Source organism: Hahella sp. NS-SX17 (genome assembly GCF_057367735.1).
Window position 1 is genome coordinate 637,259 of record NZ_CM170632.1, and the last position, 22,763, is coordinate 660,021.

Genomic DNA, 22,763 nt, shown 5'->3' on the forward strand with positions numbered 1-22,763 from the left:
CGGCGTGCGCCGTCTCAGCGTCGTCGTTAGGTATTTTCCCTTATATTTAAAATCGCTATAAGGATATAGTGGAAAACCGCTATATCAAGCTGAGTTCCTATCACATATAGAGGTAAGTGCAGTCCGTTAGCGCCTGCTGTTAGGTTTTCCCAAAAGCGCTGTTCCCGCCGGTTACCCCATTTGACCGGTTAAACGACGTTGACCCAGCCGGAAACCTATCCGCGAAAGGCCTGTAACGGCACATGGATCGAGTGCTTAGGGCTCCCCCTCACCCCCTTGGCCGTAGTCTAGCAGTAGTCCGAACTAACTTTCCGTTAACGATAACCATGAATAAGGAAAACATCATGAAATTAGTTAGATGGCTAGCCTTGATTTGCACGATACTGCCGGGGGTCGCGCTGGCCGGGCAACTTAGCATGGCGCGTATCACTCTCAACAGCGGCGATGAGTTGAAATCAGCCAAGAAACTCGGCCTCGACATCGTCCATTACCACAAACTGAAAAATCTGACCGCGGGCGTGAAAGGGGAATCTTTTACGGTGGAAGCGGTGTTGTCTCCCATTGATAAGGAAAAGCTGAATAAAGCTGGCATCAAGTGGGAGCCGATGCAGATGACGTCGCAGTTCCGCTCCGCCTTCTCCGCCAGCGGCGAAACCGCTTATCACAGCTTTGATGAACCGGAACTGGGCATCGAAGATCGTCTATATGCTTTGGCGGAAAAATACCCTGCACTGGTGACGCTGTATAAAATCGGCGAGTCCCATCAGGGACGCCCGTTGATTGTCGCCAAACTGAGCCGTAAGACCTGGTGGGAGCGCTGGTTCGATCGCGGAGGCGTGTTGAAGGAAGGTTATGGCGTCAGCCATCAGCCACCCGGACGCAAAAAGCCGGAAGTGTTCTATGTGGCCACGCATCACGCCCGCGAATGGGTGGCGACGCAAATGGCCATGCGCTACCTGGACTATCTGACCGAGAACTACGGTAAGATTGAACGCGTTACTAAGCTACTGAATCGTAATGAACTTTGGATTATGCCGGTGGCGAACCCGGATGGTTACGAGTACACCTTCACCAACGAGCGTCTATGGCGGAAAAACCTGCGTGATAACGACGGCGACGGCCAGATCACGCTGCAGGACGGCGTTGACCTGAACCGTAACTTCGCTGAGCACTGGGGGCTTGACGATGAGGGTTCCAGCCCGGTTATGTCTGATCAGACCTATCGCGGACCCGAAGCGGAAAGTGAGCCGGAAACGGTAGCGCTGACCAGCTTTATTCAAGCTCATGACTTCCGCTTTACGCTGTCTTATCACACTTACAGTAACTTGATTCTGTATCCCTTTGGATGGCAGGTGCAGACGCCTAGCTTCGACAATCCCATTTTCGTAGCGCAGGCGGGTACGGACGACAATCCCGCGATTTACGACAGCATCATCGAAGCGGGGTATGATCCCGGCGTCAGCGCCGACCTGTACACCACTAACGGCGATTTTACTGACTGGTCCTACGGCGCGCTGGGCATTCCTTCCTATACGGTGGAGCTGACCTCCGGTCAGGACAAAGAAGGCAACGCCTACGGCTTTGAATTCCCTGACGATGAAAAAATGCTGCAAGCGGTTTTCAACGATAATCTGGAGTTCGCGCTGACTCTCGCAGAAAGCGCAAGAAGACCGGATGATCCTGTTTCCGCAGTGGGTATCGAGACCGAGGACGTCTATCACGAGCCGCTGACCACTTCCTGGGGCGCGTCTCAGTCCATCGATATCCTGGCCAAGCGCCGCATCGGCGACCGCAGCTTCCTGGTGTATCAAGTCGATGGCGGTCCGCCCAAGCTGACTCGTTTCCGCAGAAAGTTCGGCGACCGTTACAACACGGAACAGGGTACTTACTTCAATCGCTATGAAGCGAAAGTTCGCGGACAAGCCGCCGGCAGCACCATCACCTACTGGGTCAAGACAGTGAAAGGCGAGGAGTTCGGTCCCTACAGCTACACCGTAGAAAAAGCCAGCGGCGCGAAAGTGCTGGTGGTGGCGGCGGAGGATTACACCGGCGAATACCCTGTGTATGAGAACAATACCGCTCCGAACTATCTGACTTACTATACTGATGCGCTTGACGGGGCCGGCTACACTTATGACGTGTGGGATGTGGACGCCAGGGGCGCGGTGCCTCCAGCGCGTGAGGTCATGAGTCATTATGACGCGGTGATCTGGTATACCGGCGACGACTATGTATCGACGGTGCTGGAAGGTTATCAGGCGCACGAGCAGATGAAGCTGCAGGCGCGCGAATACATCAACTACTGGGACGGCAAAGTGATGGCTACTGGCCAGGGACTGTCCGAAGCCTCCACGGTGTATGCCCAGTTCAACGATGACTTCTTCCAGTACTACATGGGCGCCTTCCTGCATCTGGAAACGTCCGGTCTGGGCAAAGAGGGCAATGCGCTGGATGTCGTGGGTCAGGATGACGACCCCATCATGGCGGGCCTGCGTTTCTCCTTGAACGGCGGCGACAGCGCCAACAACCAGCAGACGCCAGACAGCTTCCTGGTCACCAGCAGCTTTGTGGACGAGTATCACCAGACTCTGGCGGCGACCTATGATCGTCCTGGCGGCGGCTTCAATCCCACTTCCGGCACGCATTATGTGTACAGCCAGCAAGCGGATCAGAGCTACAAACGTCTGGGCGGAACCATCGAAGTGCCTGCAGATGCGCCTTACATCACGTTCAACATGGCCCATGAAACTGAAGCGGATTGGGACTTTGTGTTTGTTGAAATCGCCGAGCAGGGCAGCGACAACTGGACCACTCTGCCGGAAGCCAACGGTTTGACCAGTCAGAATACCGGCGAAAGCTGCACCTCCGGCTGGGTTGACCTGCATCCGACACTGGCTCACTACATGGACGCAAGTTGTAATCCGACTGGAACCACTGGCCAGTGGAACGCCATGAGCGGCAGCAGCGCCGGTTTCCGCACCATGTTGTTCGATCTGTCCGCCTATGCGGGTAAAACTGTCGAAATCTACATTACCTACGCGTCTGACTGGGGCACTCAGGGCCTGGGCGTGTTCGTCGATGATGTAAAAGTTGGTGAGAACGATGCGGAAGACTTCGAAGACGGCTTCGGTCAGTGGGAGCCAGGCGCTCCCGATGGCGCGTTCAATATCAATAACTGGGAAAACATTGAAGGCGCAGGCTTCGTTGACGGTCCCGTCATCCGTGATGAAGACACCATCTATATGGGCTTCGGACTGGAAGGCGTCGACGGTTACGAAAACCGCGTGAAGCTGATTGAGCGTTCAATGAACTACTTCGGTCTGTAATGTCAGGCTATTCCACTCTTTGAGAGGGGGGCCCGCGTTTGCGGGCGCCCCTTTTTCCTTTTCGCTTTCTTGCAGACTTAGACTTTCGTCTATATCCTTCGCCGCCTTTTACGTACTGCGCCGATTTGGGGCTAAGTTATTTTTCACGCCCTGTTTTCAGGCATGAATGTGACTTTCGTCTGTTCGTAAATCATTCAAATTGTGCATTTAAATTGCAAATTGTTGACTAAAAGGTCAATATTTGCCGGTCATCATTGTCGTTGGCGCGCATATTGCTCTTCTGCTCCCTGTCGATAAATACACACAGCGCGGGGAGACGACTGCATATGTGGGGCGGCGAGGCGGAGCGATCCGGCTACGTCGCAGGGGGGCGGTCGCTTCCCCCGCGCTGTGATGTATTTGCAGGAAAACAATCAAAACAAAGCAAACACAGAAGTAGGAGTATCCATGACTCTCAAAAAACAGTCGGCCCTGGCCGCAGCAAGCGGCGCATTGATCGCCGGTCTGCTTATTTCTTCAGCTGCGAGTGCTGTAGAAGTTCCGGAAGATATTCACGCCGCGGACTATCATTGGATGAACTGGCATCTTTATCGAGGGATTGATCAGCGTGGCGGACCTTACAAGTTCGACGACACCTATTTTGAAATCGAGTTTGGCGGCCGCTCCGGCGCCCTGGACTTTTTCGGCTATGTGGATTTTCTGGATATTTTAGGCGATTCAGGCAATTCCGATAAAAATCGCGGCGATAACTTCTTCGCGGATATCGAGCCCCGTCTTTCCATCGACTACCTCACCGGAACGGATCTGTCAGTCGGTCCGGTTAAAGAATGGTATCTCGCTTTTGACCTGCTGATGGCTGACACAGGCCCACACGGCGGTCTGCAGGTCTTGTGGTCGGGGATTGGCACAGATACGGAGCTGCCCTGGCTGGGTAAAACAGGCATCGCTGTATATGCTCGTTATGTGGGCGAGAACTACGGCGCGAAAAATGAAGGCAGTTGGGACGGTTATGTCGCCCACATCAACTGGTTCAAACCCTTCTACCATAATGGCGATGACTTTGTCGCTTTCCAGGGCTACGCAGATTACGAGTTCGCCTCGGATCTGGGCGACGATGACCCGGCCCGGTCCTCCGACTCATTCCAGTCCTACCTGGGCATCTGGTACCATTCCAAGCAATGGGCGGTGGGGTATGGCGCCAAGGTATACCGCAATATGACCCAGTTTGAGGACGGTGCGCCGGGATTTGCCGGCCCGGACCAGGACACTACCGGCGTTGGCCATTACTTCAACCTGACCTACAAAATCTAGCGACAGTCTACGCGCCGTGTTACGCGGCGCCGGATTTCGGAGGCGAGTCCGAACGACCTGAAGACGCAGCGACGTCTTGGGATTCGTCTCCTTTTTCAGGCAGGGAAACGACTTCAGGAAAGGGAAAATGCAGACAGTCTCCACTTACTATTTGGAAATGACTTCTCCGTCAGACATCCGCGCGAAAAGCCCGGTCGCGGAGTTGCAGATCATGGAATGTGAAATCCGGCAGTTCGAATATAGCCGTTTCCTGTACACATTGGTGGGCGGCGCCTGGGGATGGACGGACAAGCTGTCCTGGAGCGATGACCAGTGGCGGGAATATGCGGAAAATGAGAACCTGCGCACCTGGGTGGCATACGTGAAAGGCTCGCCGGCGGGGTATTTCGAATTGCAGAAGCAGCCTGAACGACAGGTAGAGATCTCTTACTTTGGGCTGGCGCCCAAATTCATCGGCCAAGGACTGGGCGGCTATTTTCTTACCCAGTGTATTCGTGAAGCCTGGAATTGGGGCGCTGCACGGGTGTGGGTGCATACTTGCTCACTTGACCATCCCGGAGCCTTGACCAACTACCAGGCTCGCGGCATGCGCTTATACCTGACGGAGACAGACTGAGCCGCCTTTCCGGCCCCGCCTATTAAATTCAGCACCAATGAGGAAGTCTTCTATACTGAGGGATAGGAATATCCCAGCCGGAGAAGTCTTGCCGGGAAGGAGCATTATGGCGGAGCTGGATGAACAGACGAATCGATTGACATTAAAGCTGGTTTATTATGGACCGGCGCTGAGCGGGAAAACCACGAATCTTGGCGCGCTGCATGAGCTATCCTCGCCGGAATTGAAAGGCGAGATGATGGTGCTGGAGACGCAAAAAGACCGCACCCTGTTCTTTGATCTTTTTCCCCTCGGCTTTGAAGCGCCCAGCGGCCTGTTGATTCAACTCAAGCTCTACACCGTTCCGGGACAGGTGCAGCATGACAGCACCCGCAAAGCCGTTTTGTCCCGGGCCGACGGCGTCGCCTTTATTGCGGACTCCCAGCACAACCAAAGTCACACCAACCTTGAATCCTTTGAGAATCTCGCCGCCAACGCCGGCCGCGTAGGCATAGACTTTGAGCGCCTGCCTTTGGTCGTGCAGTTTAATAAGCGCGACCTGAAAAACATTCTGAGCGAGCAGGAGATCCGCGAGCGCTGGGAGCCCAGCCCCTGGTGGCCGGTGGTGTTCGCCAGCGCCTTGCAGAATCAGGGAGTGCTGGAGACGCTGGAGCTGTTGCTGCAACGGGTATACCCGGCGCTGGATGAAGAGCATGGGCTGGCTGGCGCGCATCAATTGAGCCGGGAGGCGTTTGTTTCTGGCTTGCTGGGAAAATAACAGAAGCAGGGGGCGCCATCTCGTGAATGATATTGACCCTGAATTCACACTTGCCGATCTATTGACGCCTAAGGACATCGAGTCGCTGCAAAGTCGACTGTCGCCGCTGTTGGATACGTCCGCCAGTATCGTCCCCGCGCAGGATAGGCCAGACGCTGACGTCTGGCCTATCCGCTATCAGATCCGCACAGTCGCCTATTTAGTCGCCTCAGCCCCCAAAGAAAAAGCGGAAGCCGCCTGCAAGCTGGTGGAAGCCATCCTGCATCAGGCCGCCCGTTACCGATTGGCGGCCTCCCTGCATCATCATGTGGTGGAGCAGGATTACGAGGAGCTGCAGCTGAAACATCAAGCGCTGCAGGAATCGGAAGCCCGATATCGGGAACTGGCGGAGCAGCTTGAACGCAGGGTTGAGGAGCAGGTGGCGCAGATCGAGCTGCGTCGCAAGCAGGTTTACGAAGCGGAGAAACTGAGCGCACTGGGACAGCTTGGCGCTGGCGTCGCCCATGAGATTAACAACCCTCTGGGCTTTATCCAGTCAAACCTGAACTCAGGTAAAGGCTATTTGCATGACATCAGCGATGCGCTGGCGGAAATGTCGCGCGGCCACGATGTGAAGGCGATTTTCAGCCGCTATGAATTGGACTTTGTCATCAAGGATCTGCATATCCTGATGGGCGACACGCTGGACGGCGTGGCGCGTGTCGCGAAGATCGTCAAGGACCTGAAGGGCTTCGCCGGTACGGATGGAGGCTCGCGCCAGAAAGTGGCTATAGAGGAACTGATGGACAGCGTCTGCAACCTCGCAAAACCGCTGATGGGCGGCCATATTCGGTTGCGCAAGGAGTACGAACCGACGCCGCCGCTTTGGGTGGACTACTCTGCGTTCTGTCAGGCGGTGTACGCCATCATGCTGAATGCGGTGCAAGCCATTGGCGAGCGGGGTGAAATCCTGGTGCAGTGCGGCCCAGGCGCAAATGGCGTTCAGATTTTGATTGCAGACACTGGCTGCGGCATGAATGAGGACACCCTGAACCGCATTTTCGAACCCTTCTTCACCACCAAACCGGTGGGGTCAGGCACGGGGCTCGGCATGACTTTGTGTCGGGACATCATCCGCGCTCACGGCGGGGATGTCCGCATCGCCAGCGAGCCGGGCAAAGGCAGTCGGTTTTACATCGAATTGCCGGTGAACGCAGATGCGCCCGGGTAACTGAACTATGTCGAAATTCGCATCCTTGTTCGTCAATAACCCGGACGCCAGTCAGACTGGGGACAAAGAAAAAACCAGTGTGTCATATAGCGTATTGTTAGTGGATGACGAGCCGGCGGTGCTGAACTCACTGAGCCGTGTCTTTCGTAAGGAGAGCTATGACATCCTGACCGCAAAGAATGCGCAGGAAGCGTTGGACATTATCAGCCAGAGGCGCGTTCACCTGCTGATTTCCGACTATATGATGCCGGGCATGACCGGCGCGGACCTGTTGCGTAAGGTGAAGGAGCAGTCCCCGGATACGATTCGAATTATGTTGACTGGACAGGCGGACACCACTGCGGTCATGGCCGCCATCAACGAGGGCGCGGTATATCGCTTTATTCTCAAGCCCTGGAATGACGACGACTTGCGTATCACCGTCGCTCTGGCGCTGGAGCAGTATGATCTCATTCAGAAAAACAAGGAGCTTGAAAAGACCAACGCCAAACAGCAAAAAGATCTGCAGGCGTTCAGCAAGCTGGCGCAACAAAACCGCAGCCAGCTGGCGATCATGCTGCACAAGCACAATCTGTTGAACAAACAGCAGGTGCAGGAGGTCTTCAAGCTGCAGCAGAGCCGCAAGGAGACAGTGATCAAACTGTTGCTGGAAAAACAATGGATTGATGAACGTAAGCTGGTGCAGTTGCTGAAAAAGGAAATGTTCTTTGAAGAAGTGGCGCTGGCTGAATTTCAAATTGAACCAGTCACATTGTCGCTCATACCCAAATCTCTGTGTCAGAAGCAACTTATCATTCCCCTGAGAGTCAACGGTAAGCGCCTCCTGCTGGCGATGGCGGACCCGCTCAATGTGGAGCTGGTGGATGAGTTGGGCTTTACCACCGGTATGCAGATCGACCCTGTGGTGGCCACCGTCAGCGCGATGGAGATGAAACTCGCCGAGTTGTTCGAGGAAGAGGAAACCTCCATCAAAGAGCTGGAAAGCGTGGTGACAGGCCTCGATCCCTTTGAAGGCATTGAGGTGGTGATCGAAGATGAAGACGACGATTCTCTGGAAGATCTGCTCAGCCAGACGGAACAGCCGCCGGCGGTGCGTTTGGTCAACGCCATTATTATTGAGGCGCTACGCCTTGGCGCCAGCGATATCCATGTGCATCCCCGCACTAATCAGGTCATTGTGCGCTACCGGATCGACGGTGTGCTGGAGGATAAGATTCGCATCCCGCATAACATGCATATGTCTCTGGTCTCGCGCATCAAGGTGATGTCCGAGCTGGACATCACCGAACGTCGACGCCCTCAGGACGGGCGCATCACGGTGAAAACGCCCATGCGGGTGGTGGATTTGCGTATTTCCACCTTGCCCACGTTGAATGGGGAAAAAGTGGTGATGCGGGTGCTGGAGCGTAACTCCTCCGTAAAAAACCTGACCCATCTGGGGCTGTCGGAACTCAACGCCAAACGTATGGAAGCCGCCATCAATAAACCCCAGGGCATGATTCTCGCCACTGGGCCCACCGGCAGTGGTAAAAGCACCTCGCTGTATGCGTTATTGCAGCATAACGCCACCACGGAAAAGAACTACGTCACCATCGAAGACCCGGTGGAATTTTATCTGGACATGGCCGGGCAGGTGTCGGTGCGGGAGAAAATCGGCTTGAGCTTCGCTTCCATTCTGCGCGCTATTCTGCGACAGGACCCGGATATCATTTTGCTGGGAGAAATCCGCGACTTCGAGACCGCTGAAGTCGCGTTACATGCCGCCTTGACCGGACATCTGGTGTTCTCCACGCTGCACACCAACTCTTCTATAGGCACCATCGCCCGCTTGCTGGATCTGGGAATCAAACCTTTTGTTGCGGCGCAGGCGTTAGAATGCATCATCGCGCAGCGGTTGGTACGGCGCATCTGCGACCACTGCCGTGAAGAAGTCCCCCCCAATGAAGAGGATATTTACCTGCTGGGTCCGCTCTTCGACGATCCGCACCTGAAAACCTACCACGGCCGCGGTTGCCAAAAGTGCAATCACGGCTACAAAGGCCGTATTGGGCTGTATGAAGTTCTTACCATCACAGAAGAACTGCGCCACCACATCGCCAACGGCGCATCCAGTAAAGAACTCCACGACATCGCCGTCGCCAACGGCCTGATCACCCTCGTCGCCGACGCCAAATCCCGCGTCCACAACGGCCTCACCACCACCTACGAAGTCCTGCGGGTGCTGGGAACGCAGATTGAAATCTAGCCTGAACACTCTTGGTCCTGAGAGTGATCTGTATAGCGCAAGATTGCTTTTTGACGATGCTTTAAGGGGGATACTTCGCCTTCAAAATTGATGGGTGTATTGAAGGAGTTGCGGCGGCTAACCGCGGGAGACAGGGTCTGACATGTGCAGGCCCTGTCGTTTCAGAAAAGTAGAAGGAAGCTATTTGTCTGCCTGACTAATAATATAACCGGAGCCTCTAAGACTTTTTGAAAATAACTACGAAGCCTTTCCGTGAGCAAAATTATCGCAGTCAAACCTGGGAAGAAAGTGCCTGCAGTTAGTGATGTCATCTGACGATATACTTCTATTTTCCACATTGAACGAGTAGTGAACCCCTATGTTGTTGAGGATCTCTATTGTGCTCTCGATAAAACTTTTGAGCTGATTATTGGCGCCACGATGGCAACACAGGTAGTTTGTCCGAGGTTCTCTAGTATAGTGGGAGCATGTACGTGAAACTCACGGAAATAATATGCCTGGCGTTCAGGCGAATCACCGGCGTTTTCCCTTGGGGCGCTAGCCTCGCCCATGTTGGGCGTCGCTTCGCAGCCCTGTCTCGTCCCTTGATGACCGGGTAGTCCTCCTTCAACCACTTCTCGACTAGAGATGGGTTTTGCTCATACGCTTTTTTCGTCGGCTTCTGCGGCGTGAACCCCCAGGCGGCCAGATAATTGCCGACCGTTCGGGTCGCGACATCCCATAAGTTTGGCTCTGCTCTTTAAGCCCGTCCTTGAACGCAGCAGTCTCCGCGATATCTCTGCTTATTCTCCCTTCTGTATCCGCTCGCAGAATCTGGTTGTCCGCCAGCGCCAGTTCATGGTTGTACTGAAGCTCCGCTTCCCGGTTACGAGGCGTTGCTATTTTTAGCTCATCGGTAAGCCGGAATTGCTGATTCGTACCCGCCGTTAAATCAACATACTTGCCCATACTGAGGCACTTTTTCTGAAGCCAACTCCACATTCCAAGGTAATAGGGTTTCCAGTTTCTCCAGCTTATACGCCTCACCAATCTGATTCGGTACGATGATGTTTGCCTTTACCACCTCTGATTTTTGAAGGGAAAATTGGGAAATAGTAAGTGTAAGTTCATTTACTCTTGTCATATTGAATCCCGCCTTCCCTGGCGAGACTCATAGTTTTAAGTCCCGTAATTTTCCCTGTACCTCAACAAAGATCCGCATCCTCAACTCTGAGAATCGCCAGGCCGGGGCTTCCGGCAGTGCTGGTTCGGCTGAGGACGGCTTCGATGTAGTAAGCGTTTTGCGTGAAGTCGAAGCTAGTGGTCCAGCAGCCGTCGCTGACACTGTGGGTCTGGAAGGCGGTACTGGTGGGACGGGTATTGCTGTCCAGGGTCAACAGGGTGGTGGTGACGCCGGTGTTGAAGTTGTACTGGCGTAGCGACAACAGCACTCTGGCGTCGCTTCCATTATCGCGAAAACGGGCGCTGAGGCGTTTATTGACGCCGCCATTATCGAGGTCGGCGATGGCGGTGACGTTATACCGTAAAGTAACGCTGCTGGATGCTGCGCCATTGATCTGGGCGACGCCGCTGGAAAAGTTAACCTCCGCCGCGTCCGCCTCGTCGACAACGCCGGCGGAGCCGACCGCCGTCCACGGCGAAGCCGCCCAGGCCGCGCCCACAAAACCGGTCGCAAGCGTGAAAGCGCTGGCTTGCAACAACCTCGTCAGTGTTTGTGATGGGCGTAGCCACTGAATTAAATGGCTGAGAGATCCGCTGACTCGTTCCATATTTGCTGTCTCCATTGCTTAAGGGCGGCATGTCCGGCCGCCGGGCGGGCTCTGGCGCGTGGCGCCGGAACACAGCAAGCTTAGACCTGGGAAAGAGACTGTGCGTGGGAATATGTCGCAGCGGAGGCGTTAAAAAGTACCTCGACAAAACCACTGGCGATAACTGGTCTGGTTCACTGCTGCAAGGCCAGAATCACTCCGCCGCCAACCGCCAGACTTAACAGCATGCCCAGGGCGGGAGCGTAGAACTGGGGCTTTTTATAGTATTTGTACAGGTTGATCAGAATCAGCGCGACGAAAGCGATCAGGGCCAGTGACAGGGCGGGAATCGCCAAGGGCTTGAACATGACGGAGGCGGTGCCGGCGATCACCAGTCCAACGAGGAACACCAGCCCCATCTTGGCGTCATGAAAAAAAATCTGCATGAACATGAAACTCGCGCTGGCGAAAAAGATCACGAACAGGACGGTGAACAGGTTGAGATTGGTTAGAACGACTTCGGACATGTGAATTCCACGCGCTGGTTGGGCTGAAGGTCTGGTGCGAGCCCGACGATCATAATCCACCCTGACGAAAATGCAATTGCGGGCAGGGCGTATGTTTACGCGGGAACCGTTCGCGGACTCATTACGTCGAGCCATACTCAGTCCAAGCATGGTTATGGTAACTTAGCCGCTTTGCGCCATTTCCCTTCCGTCTTCAAGGAGTGATCTTCCCGTGTACGCAATTCTCGATGCTATCGCCGACAGCTTTAACCCTTTGCTTGGCCTTGTGACGCTGGCGCTGCTGGCGTTCACCCTGTGGCGTCGTCGCTGGGCGGCGGCAGGTCGATTGGCGCTGACGCTGTTTGGCGGGCTGGCTATCGCCTACACGGTGCGGTGGGTTGATCACACCCTTGATATATGGCCCGCGTTGGGCATGGACTACAGCACGCACTCCGCTGTGGCGATTGTCATTACCCTCAGCCTGATCGCCGCCGCGCCGCGTTTGCGTATTCCCGCCTTGATCGGGTTGCTGGGATACGCATTGCTGATGCTGTATCAGGAGTACCATAGCGTCGCTGATATTCTTTCCACCGTTTTGGTCATTGCGCCCTTGTGGTGGTGTGGGTTTCTGCTTTCCCGAGCCGTCTCCAGGGAAGTCGCGACGCAGTCGGCATAGCGGCGCTCAGCGCTGTGACAAGGCCCCGGCGAAGACCTATCATATGTCCTTCCATCGTCAACGGAGGGGCGTATGCAAGACGCATCGATCAAGCTCACGGAATTCAGTCACGGCGCTGGCTGCGGCTGTAAGATTTCTCCTGCAATTCTCGACCGTATTCTTCTTTCTCAATTGCCGCCCATCAACGATCCCCGGCTGCTGGTGGGCAATGCGTCGAAAGATGACGCCGCCGCCTATGATCTGGGCGACGGGCGCATCATTCTCAGCACCACGGATTTTTTCATGCCCATCGTCGACGACCCGTTCGACTTTGGACGCATCGCCGCCGCCAACGCCATCAGCGATATCTACGCCATGGGCGGCGAGCCTTTGATGGCGGTGGCCATCCTCGGTTGGCCGGTGAATGCCCTGCCAGCGGAGATTGCCCAGCGTGTGGTGGAAGGCGGACGCCACACCTGCCATGAAGCGGGAATCATGCTGGCGGGCGGGCACAGCATCGACGCGCCGGAGCCCATTTTTGGACTGGCGGTCACCGGCTCCACCACACCTGCACACCTCAAACGCAACGACGCCGCTGTCCCCGGCAGTCTGCTCTATCTCACCAAGCCACTGGGCGTCGGCGTGCTGACCACCGCGCAAAAGCAAAAGAAACTTCAGCCGCAACATGCCCACTTGGCTCTTGAGCAAATGTGCGCGTTGAACCGGGTCGGCGCAGAGGCGGCGCGTTTGACGGAAGTCTGCGCGATGACCGACGTGACCGGGTTCGGACTGATGGGGCACTTGCTGGAGATGTGCGAAGGTTCCGGACTGAAAGCGCAATTGCATTACGCCGCCATTCCCCGCTTGCCGCCAGTGTTGGACTACATCCAGCAAGGCTGCGTTCCCGGCGGCGCGCGGCGTAATTTCGACAGTTACGGCGCGCGTCTGGGAGAGATGACGGAGGAACAACGTCTGTTGCTCTGCGATCCCCAGACCAGCGGAGGACTGCTGATCGCTGTCGCTCCTGAAGGCAGAGACGCGCTTGAGCGCATATTGAAGGACGCTGGCATCGCGCCTGCGCTGATAGGAACTTTGCAGGCCTATCGCGACGGGCCGCGCATCGAGGTGGTGTGAATGACCGAATCAGGTGACAGACAGGATACGGACGACTACCTCAATGTGTTCCTGTCCGGCGCGCCGCTGCTCGACACCCGCGCTCCGGTGGAGTTTGACAAAGGCGCTTTTCCCGACGCCGTTAATCTGCCGCTGATGACCGATGACGAGCGGGCGCAGGTGGGAAGCTGTTATAAGCGTCATGGCCAGCAGGCGGCGATGACGTTGGGACACCGGCTGGTGCATGGCGCAGTGAAAGAGGCGCGGGTGCAGAGCTGGCGGGAGTTCGCGCAGCGGCATCCGCAGGGATATCTGTACTGTTTTCGCGGTGGTCTGCGTTCCCGTATTTGTCAGCAGTGGCTGGCGGAAAGCGGCGTAGCGTACCCTCGTATTCTAGGTGGATATAAGGCCATGCGACGCTTTCTGATTGAGTCGCTGGAAAGGATTTGCCAGGAAGCCCGCTTCGTTCTGCTGGCGGGACATACCGGCAGCGGTAAGACTGATCTGCTTATGCGTCTTCCGGGAGCGGTGGATCTGGAGCGTCTGGCCCATCATCGCGGTAGCGCTTTTGGCCGCCGCGCAGACGGCCAGCCTTCGCAAATCGACTTTGAGAACGCTCTGGCGGTGGCGCTGTTGCGTCAGCGTCATAGCTTTGCGGACGCGCCGCTCCTGCTGGAGGACGAAAGTCATCTGATTGGTCGCTGCGCATTGCCGCAGTGTCTGCGGCGGGCCATGGCGCAAGCGCCGCTGGTGGTGGTTGAAGTCGCGCTGGAACAACGAGTGGAACACAGTTTTCGTAACTATATTCTGCATAAATTGCACGAGTGGCGGCGCAGCCAGGGCGAGGAAGAAGGCTTCGAGCGCTTCGCCGACGATCTGCGTCAATCAATGGTCAACATCCGCACGCGCTTGGGCGGGTTGCGCTATCAACAACTGGGCGAGATGCTGGAGGCGGCGCTGGCGCGGCATCGGCGGGGAGACCCCGCTTCGCACAGGGATTGGATCAGATGTTTATTGGAAGACTATTATGATCCTATGTACGCCTATCAACTGAACAAGCGTACGGAGCGTATTTGTTTTCGTGGGGATGCGGCGGCGGTGTGCGATTATTTCGCGCACGCGTCGGCGACGATGACGACATTGAGGGACGAGCGACTTTGACCGGCGCATAGCGGTCGCAATGCCAAAGGGCGGGAGAGAGCGATGGCGGACAGGGAAACAAAACCTCTGGATTGGCGACGTTGGGGCGGCCTTGGGCAGGCGGCCCTGAACGGCGTCTTCGGCGATTATCTGGCGCGACGGGGCAACCCACTGGCGATTGAGATGGATTTCTATCATCAGCGAAGGCCGTTGCCGTTGGATGAGACGCTGGCGCTGCGCTCCGGGCTGGTGCTTTCCAACAAAATCGTCGTCTTGCTGCACGGGCTCACCAACCTGGAAAGCATCTGGGATATCAAACCCCGCCAAGCCGAGGCGATTATGGAGCCCAAGCCGGATAACTATGGCTTGAGACTGCAACGTGATTTCGGCTACACCCCCCTGTTTCTGCGCTACAACAGCGGGCTGCCGGTGAAGGAGAACGGACTGCGTTTTTCCCAGTTGCTGACGCGTTTGTTCGCCGTCTATCCGCTGAAAATTGACGAAATTATCCTGATCGGTTTCAGCATGGGCGGGCTGGTGATGCGCAGCGCGCAGAAATCGGCGGATCTGTCCGACGCTCCCTGGTTGCCGAAACTCAAGCGTTGTTTCTACATCGGCTGCCCCCATGAGGGATCGCCATTTGAACAAATGGGACATCGTTTCAGCGCATTGGTGCGCGAGTTTCCCCGGGATTACATCAGTCAGTGGGCGGATTGGATCGATGGCCGCAGCGAGGGCATCCGCGACCTGCGCGAGGGGCTGGACCCTGCACAGCCGGCGACGTCTGGGCGCGGCTTTTACCCTGGCGCCAGACACTGCTTTATCAGTGGATCGGTGTCCCCCAAGAACGGCAGTCTCATTAACAAACTGGTCGGCGACAGTCTGGTCACCCAGAGTAGCGCCCATCCCCGCGCAGCGCCGGCGGACAGCCGTTTCGCTCATTTCGAGGGCGTGCCGCACATTCCCCTGGCGCACTGCAATCGCGTGTACCGCCAGATTCAGCAATGGTGTGAAGAGGACGCCTCCCTGGAAGGCGCGCAGCCATTGCGACAAACCATATCACTGACGCCGGTTGCGGCGCCTGAGACAGCAGTGTGGCGAGATGGACGGCTGGCGGTGGGTATGGTGGATTTACTGGCGGATGGCTATCTGCAAACGGTAGGTGCGGTGGAATCCATGCACCGGTCCATCGCCCGCGACCCGCAGGAGGTGTTGACCAGAATTCCCCTGGTTCGACCGGTGGCGAGAGTGGTGGATGAAACCCACAAAGGCGTCGCCGGCGTTGTATACGGTTCGCTGAAACTGGGAGGAAAGCTGGTGCAGGGGGGAACCCGGTTTGTCGCCGGGCGCTGGGCTGGCAAGAGGTCGGATGGACGCCGCCAGGAAGACGACGATCCGACCGTGGACGAGTAAATCAAATGGGCGCCACGCACTTCACCATATGCGAGGTGACGGTTCCCCCGTAGTACGTTCTGAATTTACGGAACCACTTATGGAATTCCGCTTCCGGCACATGAAACTCACCATAGTTAGGATCGAACACGACGATGGTGGCGTCATTGGGAACGAGCTGTCCCTGGCGACCGGATACGGAGCGGAAGAATCCAATCGTATGCGCGCCGTCGGCGCCGACCACTTTCATCGGAAACCAGAAAGAATAGATGTAACCGGCGTATTGCGGCGTCATCAACGCGCTTTCCAGCCAGCGCTGGCTGAAGTGAGAGTAGTCTTTGAGGAGCGCGACCTCTTTCAGGCCGCGTATCTGTATCATTAGTTTGTCCGCCATCTTGTAGGAATTGCCGCCTTCTCCCCAGCGATCCCCAAAGGCCTTCTGCAGCACCGGGTTACCGGCGCCGGAACGCACTCCCAACTTCGCCATCCGCTGCTTGGCGCGCCTGATGTCGCCGTTGTCCTGAAACATCAGGCTCAGCCAGTTGATGGTGAAGTTATGGCAAGCGCCCTCCGAAGCGGCCTGAGATCGTCCCGTCAGTCCCGACATGGCCACCGTCTGGTCAAACTCCGCTATCCTTCTGATAATCATGACTACCTCTACTACTCAAAAAAGATGGTGCGGGCGGAGGCAGCCTGACGGCGTTACTCAGCGCGCAAAACTTCGACTTGAGGTTTCTGAGGAAGTTCCTAAGCAAATGAAAAATAAGCGTTAAATAAATTTAATTGTGATCAATTAACTTGGGTGTCTATGGGTGCTTTTAATTGGATAGAATTGCAAGAGCGCTGTCCCGCTTGCCAGAAGGTAACGAAAATTCATGCTCAAACCCACATGTGCTCCGACTTTGATGGGGACGAGTCAGGGCGCTTTTGCGATCGGACCTATCAAGTTGGGCAAAGAATGGCGTGGTGGTCCGCCTCCGACCCCAGGTTTAGCGAATGGAATGCTGGCCGCACCGCCATAGGGGATGACCATCGGGATCTCGAATGCTGTTACAGCACTTGCGCCTCCTGCACCGCAAGCTTGTATGTCCTGCTGGCTTTTAACGCTTGCACGCCGAGCAAAGTGATTGAGATAGGTCTGGAGGAACAATGGCCGAAGGAGCACTTGAGATAGCCCTCTAGGCTTTGGCCAGCTCATGCTCGTGGATGTATTGCAGAGAGATAAAGTGATGAACGATAAAGATGTTTTTTTAAAAACCGCAGCGGAAACAAGCGCTATGAACGCCTGTGATTTGGCGTCCGTCTCCAGCAATAAAGCGGCGCTACAGGAGAAGCTGGCGTTGATGAAGTCTGTTATGAGCGAGAAAGGCGTCAGGTTTTGGGATGATTTTCTCTATGAATGCGAGGAGGCGACGGAGGAGCTGGAGCTGGAAGAAGACTTTGAGGGCTGGGATCGTCAGCGGTTATCCAGGTATATCGCGGCCGCGATTCATGAAAGCGGCGTCTTTAACCTGCTTGGCTTTCCTCAGAACCAGACCGCGTCCTTGTTAAATCTGCAAGACATGGCGGAAACGGAAATAGCGGAAATTTATGAGCACATCGAGAAAGTGCAGTGGCGCATTATGGAGCTGTGCGTGGCGGAGCGTATGACGGCCTGACATCCATGATCAGTCAGGCCGATAGCAAGCGAGTTGCTTAACTCATCCCACAACACTTTTTGTATTTATAGCCGCTGCCGCATACGCAGGGATCATTGCGGCCGATTTTGCGATTAATGGGAAGCGGTGGCGGTTCGGGCTCTTCCTGTTGGCGTTGCGCGCCATATTCTTCCAGATCCAGCAGCTCCTCGATGCTGAGTCGGGGCGTGGAGCGTTCCTTGCGGAAGCCCAGGCTGATTTCCGCATCCTCCAGATCGCCGCCGCAGATCAGGTCCACGCAGTTGAGCGTATATAACCGGCGGATGCCGTCGATGGCTTGAGTGGCGTTCAGCTCCAGCAGGCGCGCGACCAATATGCCGTTGAGGACTTTGGCGGATCGGTTCGGAAATTCCATGTATTCGCGGAAAATCTCCACCACCTGATCTTTGTGGGCGGGGTGTGAGGCCACAATAGCCGCCAGCGCCTTAACCGCCAGTGCGGGAATCAGCTCGTCTTCGGCGGGCTCCTGCAGCTTTCTCGCCAGCGGCGCGATAGCCACCGGGCCGATCATGGCGAAGGCGCGATGAATTTCCGCCAGGGCCCAATCCTGAATATAGAGAAAGTCGAAACTGTTCAGCAAAGGCATAACGGCCCGTTCCGCCTGCAATTGCCCCAGCGTGCGGCAGGCGTGCAACGGCGCCCATGACAGGTTCTGGTTTTCATCTTCAAGACTAAGGCTCTCATCCGTCAAAATCTGGATAAGTTCGGGTATGTCATCCTGGTTAAAACCGTACTGCGCCACGTAGTCCGGCCAGTCGAAATCTTTGGGAGGGCCGATGTTCAGCAAGGCTTTGATTTTAGGATTATTCGTGATCATAAAATACGTTGGTTCCAACTTATCCTTCGGTCGGGAATAAAGGGGCGTTGCGCGCAATTGAGTCGCGCCCCGAAAAAGTGCTTAAATGCGCGGCGGAAGGATATCAGGTGAGATCGCGGCGCTTAAGTGGAAATTGCAAACTTCAATAACGCGGGTGCGGATGCATACCCCAATCGATCAGAAAATCGACGTCGCGGGCTACTGTGGGTCGCGTTGCTGGGATCTGTCGGCGCGCATTTGGGGCTATTAATGTCTCCATCCATGGAGTGGCCAGTCACATCGCGCCCAGTCTCGTCCACCATTACGATTCAGATCGGAACGCAGCAAGCGCCAGGTACGTCAGTGCCAGAAGCGGACATTGCTGAGCCCCCCGACCCTGATTCCACGCCTGCCACCACGGAGGAAAAGCCCGAGCCTCCGCAACCGACACAGGCCAAACCCGAACAACGAGTCGTCGAGACGCCGCCCAAGCCTCGTAAGCAGGAAGAGCCGGCTGAGCTGGAAAAGGCGCCGCCTGCAACGACGGTTAAACTACAAACGGAGCCGGCAAGCCAGCCGCGAAAAAAACTGTTGCTGGATAATGCCCTGGAATACGCCAGGGACAATGCGAGGACTGAGTCGGAAGACAAGCCCAGGCGTTTTGATCGACGTCTGGATCAGGCGCTGTCCGATGCAGAGATTTATAACCAGCCAGGCGAATATCCGGCGGATGCGGTGGAGAGTTTTCAGGACTCTACCGGTCGTCGCTTTGTTAAAGTGGCGGGAGGCGGTTGTTTCGAGCTGGTGAGAGAGGAAGCTAATCGCCGTGTCGGTGACGTTTGGTATTTTTCGTCGGAGTGCGGCGGCTCGGAAGATGATGAAATCAAGATTGATTTCAAAAACCTGAACTAGGGAAGTCGTCTGTCAGGGGCAGTATTGGCCTGGGGAAGCGTCCTCCCCCGCCAGGGCGGGGGGGGAAACCGACTTACTTGGCGTCAAACGTCAAGTTGAAGGTGACGGGAACGGAAATGCTGATGGAAGGCAGTTTAGCGAGATCCTTCAGCTTCATGACGCCGTCTTTCAGAGCGAAATCCGCGGCGTTGATAACCAGCGGCTGCAGCGTGGAAACCACGACCTGCTTGTCTGAGATGCGATTGATCACGACTTCCGCTTTCACTTCTTTCTTCACATCGTGCAGCTCCAGAGAACCGTCAAGGCTAGTCACGATGGATGCGCCGGGAGCGGCTTTTTTCAGCAGCTCAGGATCGAGTTTTACGCTGTAAGTCGCTTTTGGAAACTGTCCGGTCTGGAAAAGCTCTTTTTTCATCCGCTCGTTACGGATATCGATGTTGGTGGCGACGCTGTTCAGGTCGATTTCCAGTACGGCTTCGCCCGCATCGCTGATGCTGCCGCTCAATTGGCCAAAGTGGTGTACTTCAGCGACATCGGTGGCTTTGATGGAGATAAAGCTTAACTTGGATTCTTCGTTGTTCAGCTGCCAGTTCGCAAATACGGAGCTGCTGATGCAACACAAACCCGCCAATAACCACTTTGCTTTCACGTTTTCACCTCGCTGTGACTGTATAGTTTAATCCCTGGTTTCGGAACGTAACTGGGGATGGATACTGCAAAAGGCGGTTACTGTACCAGAAAATGACCTGGATTAAATAAAGTAAGAATATAAAGCTTTTGTTAAATTTTACTAATATTCAATGAGTTGCAAGACGGCTTGTTACTTTTTTGAAGGGATTAGGCAAGATGGGGCGACCTTCTGAAGAGGCCGGTTAGGCGGGGCGATGCTTTCTTAAGCCGGTCGGGAAAAGAAGTAGCTCGGAAAATGTAGGTTGGAAAAGCGAAGCGCCTTCCAACGCTGCTGAATAGCCAGTGATCGGCTCCCAAATCAGTATTAAGCGCCTTTGCCATTTTCAGCGATAGTCCAGCATGGGTCGTTGGATGGCGCGTTGCTTATCCAACCTACGGTTACGCTAAGTCCTTGTCATCTCTGCTCGCATTGAAACAAGAAAATGCTACGGGCACTGGAATGGATGTTTATCCAAATACTCTTCTAATCCGAACTGATTCTTTCCCTCCAGAGCGTCTGCTTTCAAACCGACATAGTAATACTGGTATGTCACATCGCAGGGAATGCTTGGATCTGAATAAACTCCAGCGCCGCCGCCAAAAATTGTAAGCTCAGGGTCGTTTCGATTTTCTGGCGTATCATCCAGGCTCGTTGTCCATCTGCCTTTAATTTCTACGCGCTGGCCGTCTTCCCTGACGTAGTAATATTTTACGTCTTCTGCGGCTATCCAACCTTCGTTAAGTTCCCCTTGGGTTAGCAAAACGCCTGATGGCGGAATGTCATAAATCCGACTCCCCCTCTTACGCCTGACAGGCTCTCCAGCAGGCGTGTTAAACAGGATATAAAACTTACCCACAAAATTATCAGGCAACAGATAGATTTCGGATTCAGGCGAAGCCGATTTTTCTCCGCAAGCGGCGACAAGCGATATGGAACTCAACAAGAGGCTGAGAGGCAATTTATTCATTAGCTTTGATTATCGAGACAGGGTGACGCGCAGTATTTCTGATAAGGCCGTCGCCTTCAATGGACTAAAAGGCATAGCGCATACGTAGGCGAAGAAGGGGCGAGGATAAAGGGTTGAGGAAGCGAAGTAGCTGGCGGGATGAGAAAACAAACCGACGCTTGAGCCATTGCTGGCGCCAAGCGTTAAAGGTTTGCCTGATGAAGCTATTTCATAGGGCACTGGAATGGGTGTTTATCCAAATACTCTTCTAATCCGAACTGATTCTTTCCCTCCAGAGCGTCTGCTTTCAAACCGACATAGTAATATTGGTATGTCACATCGCAGGGAATGCTTGGGTCTGAATAAACTCCAGCGCCGCCGCCAAAAATTGTAAGCTCAGGGTCGTTTCTGTTTTCTGGCGTATCATCCAGGCTCGTTGTCCATCTGCCTTTAATTTCTACGCGCTGGCCGTCTTCCCTGACGTAGTAATATTTTAGGTCTTCTGCGGCTATCCAACCTTCGTTAAGTTTCCCTTGGGTTAGCAAAACGCCTGATGGGGGAATTTCATAAACCCGGCTCTCTTTCTCATGTCTGACAGGCTTTCCTGCAGGCGTGTTAAACAGGATATAAAACATACCAATAAAATTATTTGGCAGAAGATAGGTTTCTGGTTCAGGCGACGCCGCATTCTCTCCGCAGGCGGCAATAGGCGACATGAAAATCAGCAAGAGACCGATATGTAACTTTTTCATTTAGAAAAACACTCTGTAATCTTTTTATAATCCTCTAAGCCCATACAATGGTTTCTATTCGGATTAGAAATTAAAAAGCGCTGGTTCCAGTGAGTAATACTCTCGTACACCAGCTTGTCAGCGTTGTTACGGCGTCGCAACAGTTCGTCTCCTATTGTTCCGACAAAATTACCTTGAGAATCTATGGGTAAACGAACAGCGCACGCTATCATGGGATAGTCTAAATTCAAAGCCAAGCTAACTGGAGCTGCGCCTTTACGTACATGTACGCCCAGAAATACCGCCTTACCTAGCTTATCGACAACAAAGGCTTCGCAATTCGGAAATCCGTCACCAGTTACATAAAGGACAATATCTATGTGACTATTTGTGCGGTCGATATCAACAGCGAGTTTATAGCGTACATCTAAGGTCGGGACATAGGTGACGCCTATGCTTTCCTTCAGTTCAGGAGAGGCGGGCATTGCGTGATTTTCACCTCCATAATGCCCCTCTATTTGGATACTGCATATACTCTGTTGGGTTCTTATTGGCCGGGTGTGTCGTATAACCCCTTTGGGTGCCAGAACTCCCGAATACTCTCGATAAACCTTGCTCCATGGAGCCTTGGATCGATCTGATACAGTCGCCTTATCACTTATTTCCCCTGTTTCAGTGTTTAACCGAAACTTTTGCCAGATACGTGACGTGACTAGTACTGTGCCGCTAGGGTTTAAGGAAAACCCTCTTTTATCACCTTCAAACATCAGGCCGCTCCAACCAAAGTCTTTTTCTGGGTGGAATGAGCGTATGTTGAATTCATATGTAGATAGTTTAGTAGGGGGCTGCATATCAATCCTTAGATTTAAAAGGGTTAGCTTGTTATTTATTTGCAGTGGTCTTGATCATCCAGGCACTGTAATTGAAAAAGTATTCAGGAGAGGTGCGCTGCTTTCAATTGGCTAAAAGACATAGTGCTGAGAGGAAGGAAA

21 protein-coding genes and 1 pseudogene are annotated in these 22,763 nt (G+C 54.6%); 13 read left to right on the forward strand and 9 right to left on the reverse strand.

From position 1 onward, the window contains the following. Window positions 1-344 precede the first annotated feature (344 nt). The 6 genes from AC2IBB_RS02905 to AC2IBB_RS02930 all read left to right on the forward strand — a co-directional run bounded on the left by AC2IBB_RS02905 (window position 345) and on the right by AC2IBB_RS02930 (window position 9,465). Window positions 345-3,326 carry a M14 family metallopeptidase gene (locus AC2IBB_RS02905; protein WP_486331412.1) on the forward strand — a complete coding sequence of 994 codons (2,982 nt, stop codon included), beginning with the start codon at window positions 345-347 and terminating at the stop codon, window positions 3,324-3,326. A 447-nt stretch (window positions 3,327-3,773) separates the two neighbouring features. After that, window positions 3,774-4,637, forward strand: a complete 864-nt coding sequence (locus tag AC2IBB_RS02910; protein WP_486331413.1) for a nucleoside-specific channel-forming Tsx family protein — start codon at window positions 3,774-3,776, stop codon at window positions 4,635-4,637. A 127-nt stretch (window positions 4,638-4,764) separates the two neighbouring features. Then, a complete protein-coding gene (locus tag AC2IBB_RS02915; protein ID WP_486331414.1) occupies window positions 4,765-5,253 on the forward strand; it encodes a GNAT family N-acetyltransferase in 489 nt (162 codons plus the stop codon). Between the two features lie 106 nt (window positions 5,254-5,359). Beyond that, on the forward strand, window positions 5,360-6,010 hold the full coding sequence (locus tag AC2IBB_RS02920) for a GTP-binding protein (protein ID WP_486331415.1): 651 nt from the start codon (window positions 5,360-5,362) through the stop codon (window positions 6,008-6,010). A gap of 22 nt (window positions 6,011-6,032) precedes the next feature. After that, the gene (locus AC2IBB_RS02925; RefSeq protein ID WP_486331416.1) at window positions 6,033-7,220 is read left to right on the forward strand and encodes a sensor histidine kinase; all 1,188 of its coding nucleotides are present in this window, start codon (window positions 6,033-6,035) and stop codon (window positions 7,218-7,220) included. 7 nt (window positions 7,221-7,227) lie between these two features. Then, a complete protein-coding gene (locus AC2IBB_RS02930; RefSeq protein ID WP_486331417.1) occupies window positions 7,228-9,465 on the forward strand; it encodes an ATPase, T2SS/T4P/T4SS family in 2,238 nt (745 codons plus the stop codon). Window positions 9,466-10,041: 576 nt separating this feature from the next. On the opposite strand, the pseudogene AC2IBB_RS02935 reads toward AC2IBB_RS02930, so the two are convergent. The 3 genes and pseudogenes from AC2IBB_RS02935 to AC2IBB_RS02945 form a co-directional block, all read right to left on the reverse strand. Beyond that, window positions 10,042-10,171: pseudogene (locus tag AC2IBB_RS02935) on the reverse strand (helix-turn-helix domain-containing protein); the annotation flags it as partial. Between the two features lie 478 nt (window positions 10,172-10,649). Beyond that, complete coding sequence (locus AC2IBB_RS02940) at window positions 10,650-11,234, reverse strand: hypothetical protein (RefSeq protein ID WP_486331418.1); 585 nt, start codon at window positions 11,232-11,234, stop codon at window positions 10,650-10,652. Between the two features lie 173 nt (window positions 11,235-11,407). After that, a complete protein-coding gene (locus AC2IBB_RS02945; protein WP_486331419.1) occupies window positions 11,408-11,740 on the reverse strand; it encodes a hypothetical protein in 333 nt (110 codons plus the stop codon). Window positions 11,741-11,951: 211 nt separating this feature from the next. Between AC2IBB_RS02945 and AC2IBB_RS02950 the strand changes: the two genes are divergently transcribed. The 4 genes from AC2IBB_RS02950 to AC2IBB_RS02965 all read left to right on the forward strand — a co-directional run bounded on the left by AC2IBB_RS02950 (window position 11,952) and on the right by AC2IBB_RS02965 (window position 16,040). Beyond that, entirely contained in the window at window positions 11,952-12,395 is a 444-nt protein-coding gene (locus tag AC2IBB_RS02950) for a hypothetical protein (protein WP_486331420.1), read from the forward strand. Window positions 12,396-12,467: 72 nt separating this feature from the next. Then, the gene (selD, locus tag AC2IBB_RS02955; protein WP_486331421.1) at window positions 12,468-13,508 is read left to right on the forward strand and encodes a selenide, water dikinase SelD; all 1,041 of its coding nucleotides are present in this window, start codon (window positions 12,468-12,470) and stop codon (window positions 13,506-13,508) included. Beyond that, on the forward strand, window positions 13,509-14,648 hold the full coding sequence (gene mnmH, locus AC2IBB_RS02960; protein WP_486331422.1) for a tRNA 2-selenouridine(34) synthase MnmH: 1,140 nt from the start codon (window positions 13,509-13,511) through the stop codon (window positions 14,646-14,648). A gap of 42 nt (window positions 14,649-14,690) precedes the next feature. Next, a complete protein-coding gene (locus AC2IBB_RS02965; RefSeq protein WP_486331423.1) occupies window positions 14,691-16,040 on the forward strand; it encodes an esterase/lipase family protein in 1,350 nt (449 codons plus the stop codon). A 1-nt stretch (window position 16,041) separates the two neighbouring features. On the opposite strand, the gene AC2IBB_RS02970 is transcribed toward AC2IBB_RS02965, so the two are convergent. Further along, window positions 16,042-16,668 (reverse strand): YopT-type cysteine protease domain-containing protein, encoded by a 627-nt coding sequence (locus tag AC2IBB_RS02970; protein ID WP_486331424.1) that lies wholly within the window; start codon window positions 16,666-16,668, stop codon window positions 16,042-16,044. Window positions 16,669-16,977: 309 nt separating this feature from the next. Between AC2IBB_RS02970 and AC2IBB_RS02975 the strand changes: the two genes are divergently transcribed. Next, on the forward strand, window positions 16,978-17,193 hold the full coding sequence (locus AC2IBB_RS02975) for a hypothetical protein (RefSeq protein WP_486331425.1): 216 nt from the start codon (window positions 16,978-16,980) through the stop codon (window positions 17,191-17,193). Between the two features lie 55 nt (window positions 17,194-17,248). Then, window positions 17,249-17,677 carry a hypothetical protein gene (locus tag AC2IBB_RS02980; protein ID WP_486331426.1) on the forward strand — a complete coding sequence of 143 codons (429 nt, stop codon included), beginning with the start codon at window positions 17,249-17,251 and terminating at the stop codon, window positions 17,675-17,677. Between the two features lie 37 nt (window positions 17,678-17,714). Here AC2IBB_RS02980 and AC2IBB_RS02985 read toward each other — a convergent pair whose 3' ends face one another. Next, window positions 17,715-18,533 carry a DUF1186 domain-containing protein gene (locus AC2IBB_RS02985; protein ID WP_486331427.1) on the reverse strand — a complete coding sequence of 273 codons (819 nt, stop codon included), beginning with the start codon at window positions 18,531-18,533 and terminating at the stop codon, window positions 17,715-17,717. Between the two features lie 126 nt (window positions 18,534-18,659). On the opposite strand from AC2IBB_RS02985, the gene AC2IBB_RS02990 reads away from it, so the two are divergent. After that, window positions 18,660-19,424, forward strand: a complete 765-nt coding sequence (locus AC2IBB_RS02990) for a hypothetical protein (RefSeq protein WP_486331428.1) — start codon at window positions 18,660-18,662, stop codon at window positions 19,422-19,424. Window positions 19,425-19,497: 73 nt separating this feature from the next. Here AC2IBB_RS02990 and AC2IBB_RS02995 read toward each other — a convergent pair whose 3' ends face one another. From AC2IBB_RS02995 to AC2IBB_RS03010, 4 genes are all read right to left on the reverse strand, one after another. Continuing rightward, complete coding sequence (locus AC2IBB_RS02995; RefSeq protein WP_486331429.1) at window positions 19,498-20,073, reverse strand: YceI family protein; 576 nt, start codon at window positions 20,071-20,073, stop codon at window positions 19,498-19,500. Window positions 20,074-20,539: 466 nt separating this feature from the next. After that, window positions 20,540-21,061 (reverse strand): DUF6843 domain-containing protein, encoded by a 522-nt coding sequence (locus AC2IBB_RS03000; RefSeq protein WP_486331430.1) that lies wholly within the window; start codon window positions 21,059-21,061, stop codon window positions 20,540-20,542. Window positions 21,062-21,264: 203 nt separating this feature from the next. Further along, on the reverse strand, window positions 21,265-21,792 hold the full coding sequence (locus AC2IBB_RS03005) for a DUF6843 domain-containing protein (protein WP_486331431.1): 528 nt from the start codon (window positions 21,790-21,792) through the stop codon (window positions 21,265-21,267). After that, window positions 21,789-22,622 (reverse strand): hypothetical protein, encoded by an 834-nt coding sequence (locus AC2IBB_RS03010; RefSeq protein ID WP_486331432.1) that lies wholly within the window; start codon window positions 22,620-22,622, stop codon window positions 21,789-21,791. The genes AC2IBB_RS03005 and AC2IBB_RS03010 overlap by 4 nt, the downstream gene beginning before the upstream one ends. Window positions 22,623-22,763 lie beyond the last annotated feature (141 nt).

What these genes read in the sequence shown, in the direction of transcription:
- AC2IBB_RS02930 (WP_486331417.1), top strand. Translation starts at nt 7,228, where the DNA reads ATGTCGAAATTCGCATCCTTGTTCGTCAATAACCCGGACGCCAGTCAG.
- AC2IBB_RS02985 (WP_486331427.1), bottom strand. Translation starts at nt 18,533, where the DNA reads ATGATCACGAATAATCCTAAAATCAAAGCCTTGCTGAACATCGGCCCT.
- mnmH (WP_486331422.1), top strand. Translation starts at nt 13,509, where the DNA reads ATGACCGAATCAGGTGACAGACAGGATACGGACGACTACCTCAATGTG.
- AC2IBB_RS02915 (WP_486331414.1), top strand. Translation starts at nt 4,765, where the DNA reads ATGCAGACAGTCTCCACTTACTATTTGGAAATGACTTCTCCGTCAGAC.
- AC2IBB_RS03000 (WP_486331430.1), bottom strand. Translation starts at nt 21,061, where the DNA reads ATGAATAAATTGCCTCTCAGCCTCTTGTTGAGTTCCATATCGCTTGTC.
- selD (WP_486331421.1), top strand. Translation starts at nt 12,468, where the DNA reads ATGCAAGACGCATCGATCAAGCTCACGGAATTCAGTCACGGCGCTGGC.
- AC2IBB_RS02905 (WP_486331412.1), top strand. Translation starts at nt 345, where the DNA reads ATGAAATTAGTTAGATGGCTAGCCTTGATTTGCACGATACTGCCGGGG.
- AC2IBB_RS02940 (WP_486331418.1), bottom strand. Translation starts at nt 11,234, where the DNA reads ATGGAACGAGTCAGCGGATCTCTCAGCCATTTAATTCAGTGGCTACGC.
- AC2IBB_RS02920 (WP_486331415.1), top strand. Translation starts at nt 5,360, where the DNA reads ATGGCGGAGCTGGATGAACAGACGAATCGATTGACATTAAAGCTGGTT.
- AC2IBB_RS02970 (WP_486331424.1), bottom strand. Translation starts at nt 16,668, where the DNA reads ATGATTATCAGAAGGATAGCGGAGTTTGACCAGACGGTGGCCATGTCG.
- AC2IBB_RS02980 (WP_486331426.1), top strand. Translation starts at nt 17,249, where the DNA reads ATGAACGATAAAGATGTTTTTTTAAAAACCGCAGCGGAAACAAGCGCT.
- AC2IBB_RS02945 (WP_486331419.1), bottom strand. Translation starts at nt 11,740, where the DNA reads ATGTCCGAAGTCGTTCTAACCAATCTCAACCTGTTCACCGTCCTGTTC.
- AC2IBB_RS02910 (WP_486331413.1), top strand. Translation starts at nt 3,774, where the DNA reads ATGACTCTCAAAAAACAGTCGGCCCTGGCCGCAGCAAGCGGCGCATTG.
- AC2IBB_RS02975 (WP_486331425.1), top strand. Translation starts at nt 16,978, where the DNA reads ATGGCGTGGTGGTCCGCCTCCGACCCCAGGTTTAGCGAATGGAATGCT.
- AC2IBB_RS03010 (WP_486331432.1), bottom strand. Translation starts at nt 22,622, where the DNA reads ATGCAGCCCCCTACTAAACTATCTACATATGAATTCAACATACGCTCA.
- AC2IBB_RS02965 (WP_486331423.1), top strand. Translation starts at nt 14,691, where the DNA reads ATGGCGGACAGGGAAACAAAACCTCTGGATTGGCGACGTTGGGGCGGC.
- AC2IBB_RS03005 (WP_486331431.1), bottom strand. Translation starts at nt 21,792, where the DNA reads ATGAAAAAGTTACATATCGGTCTCTTGCTGATTTTCATGTCGCCTATT.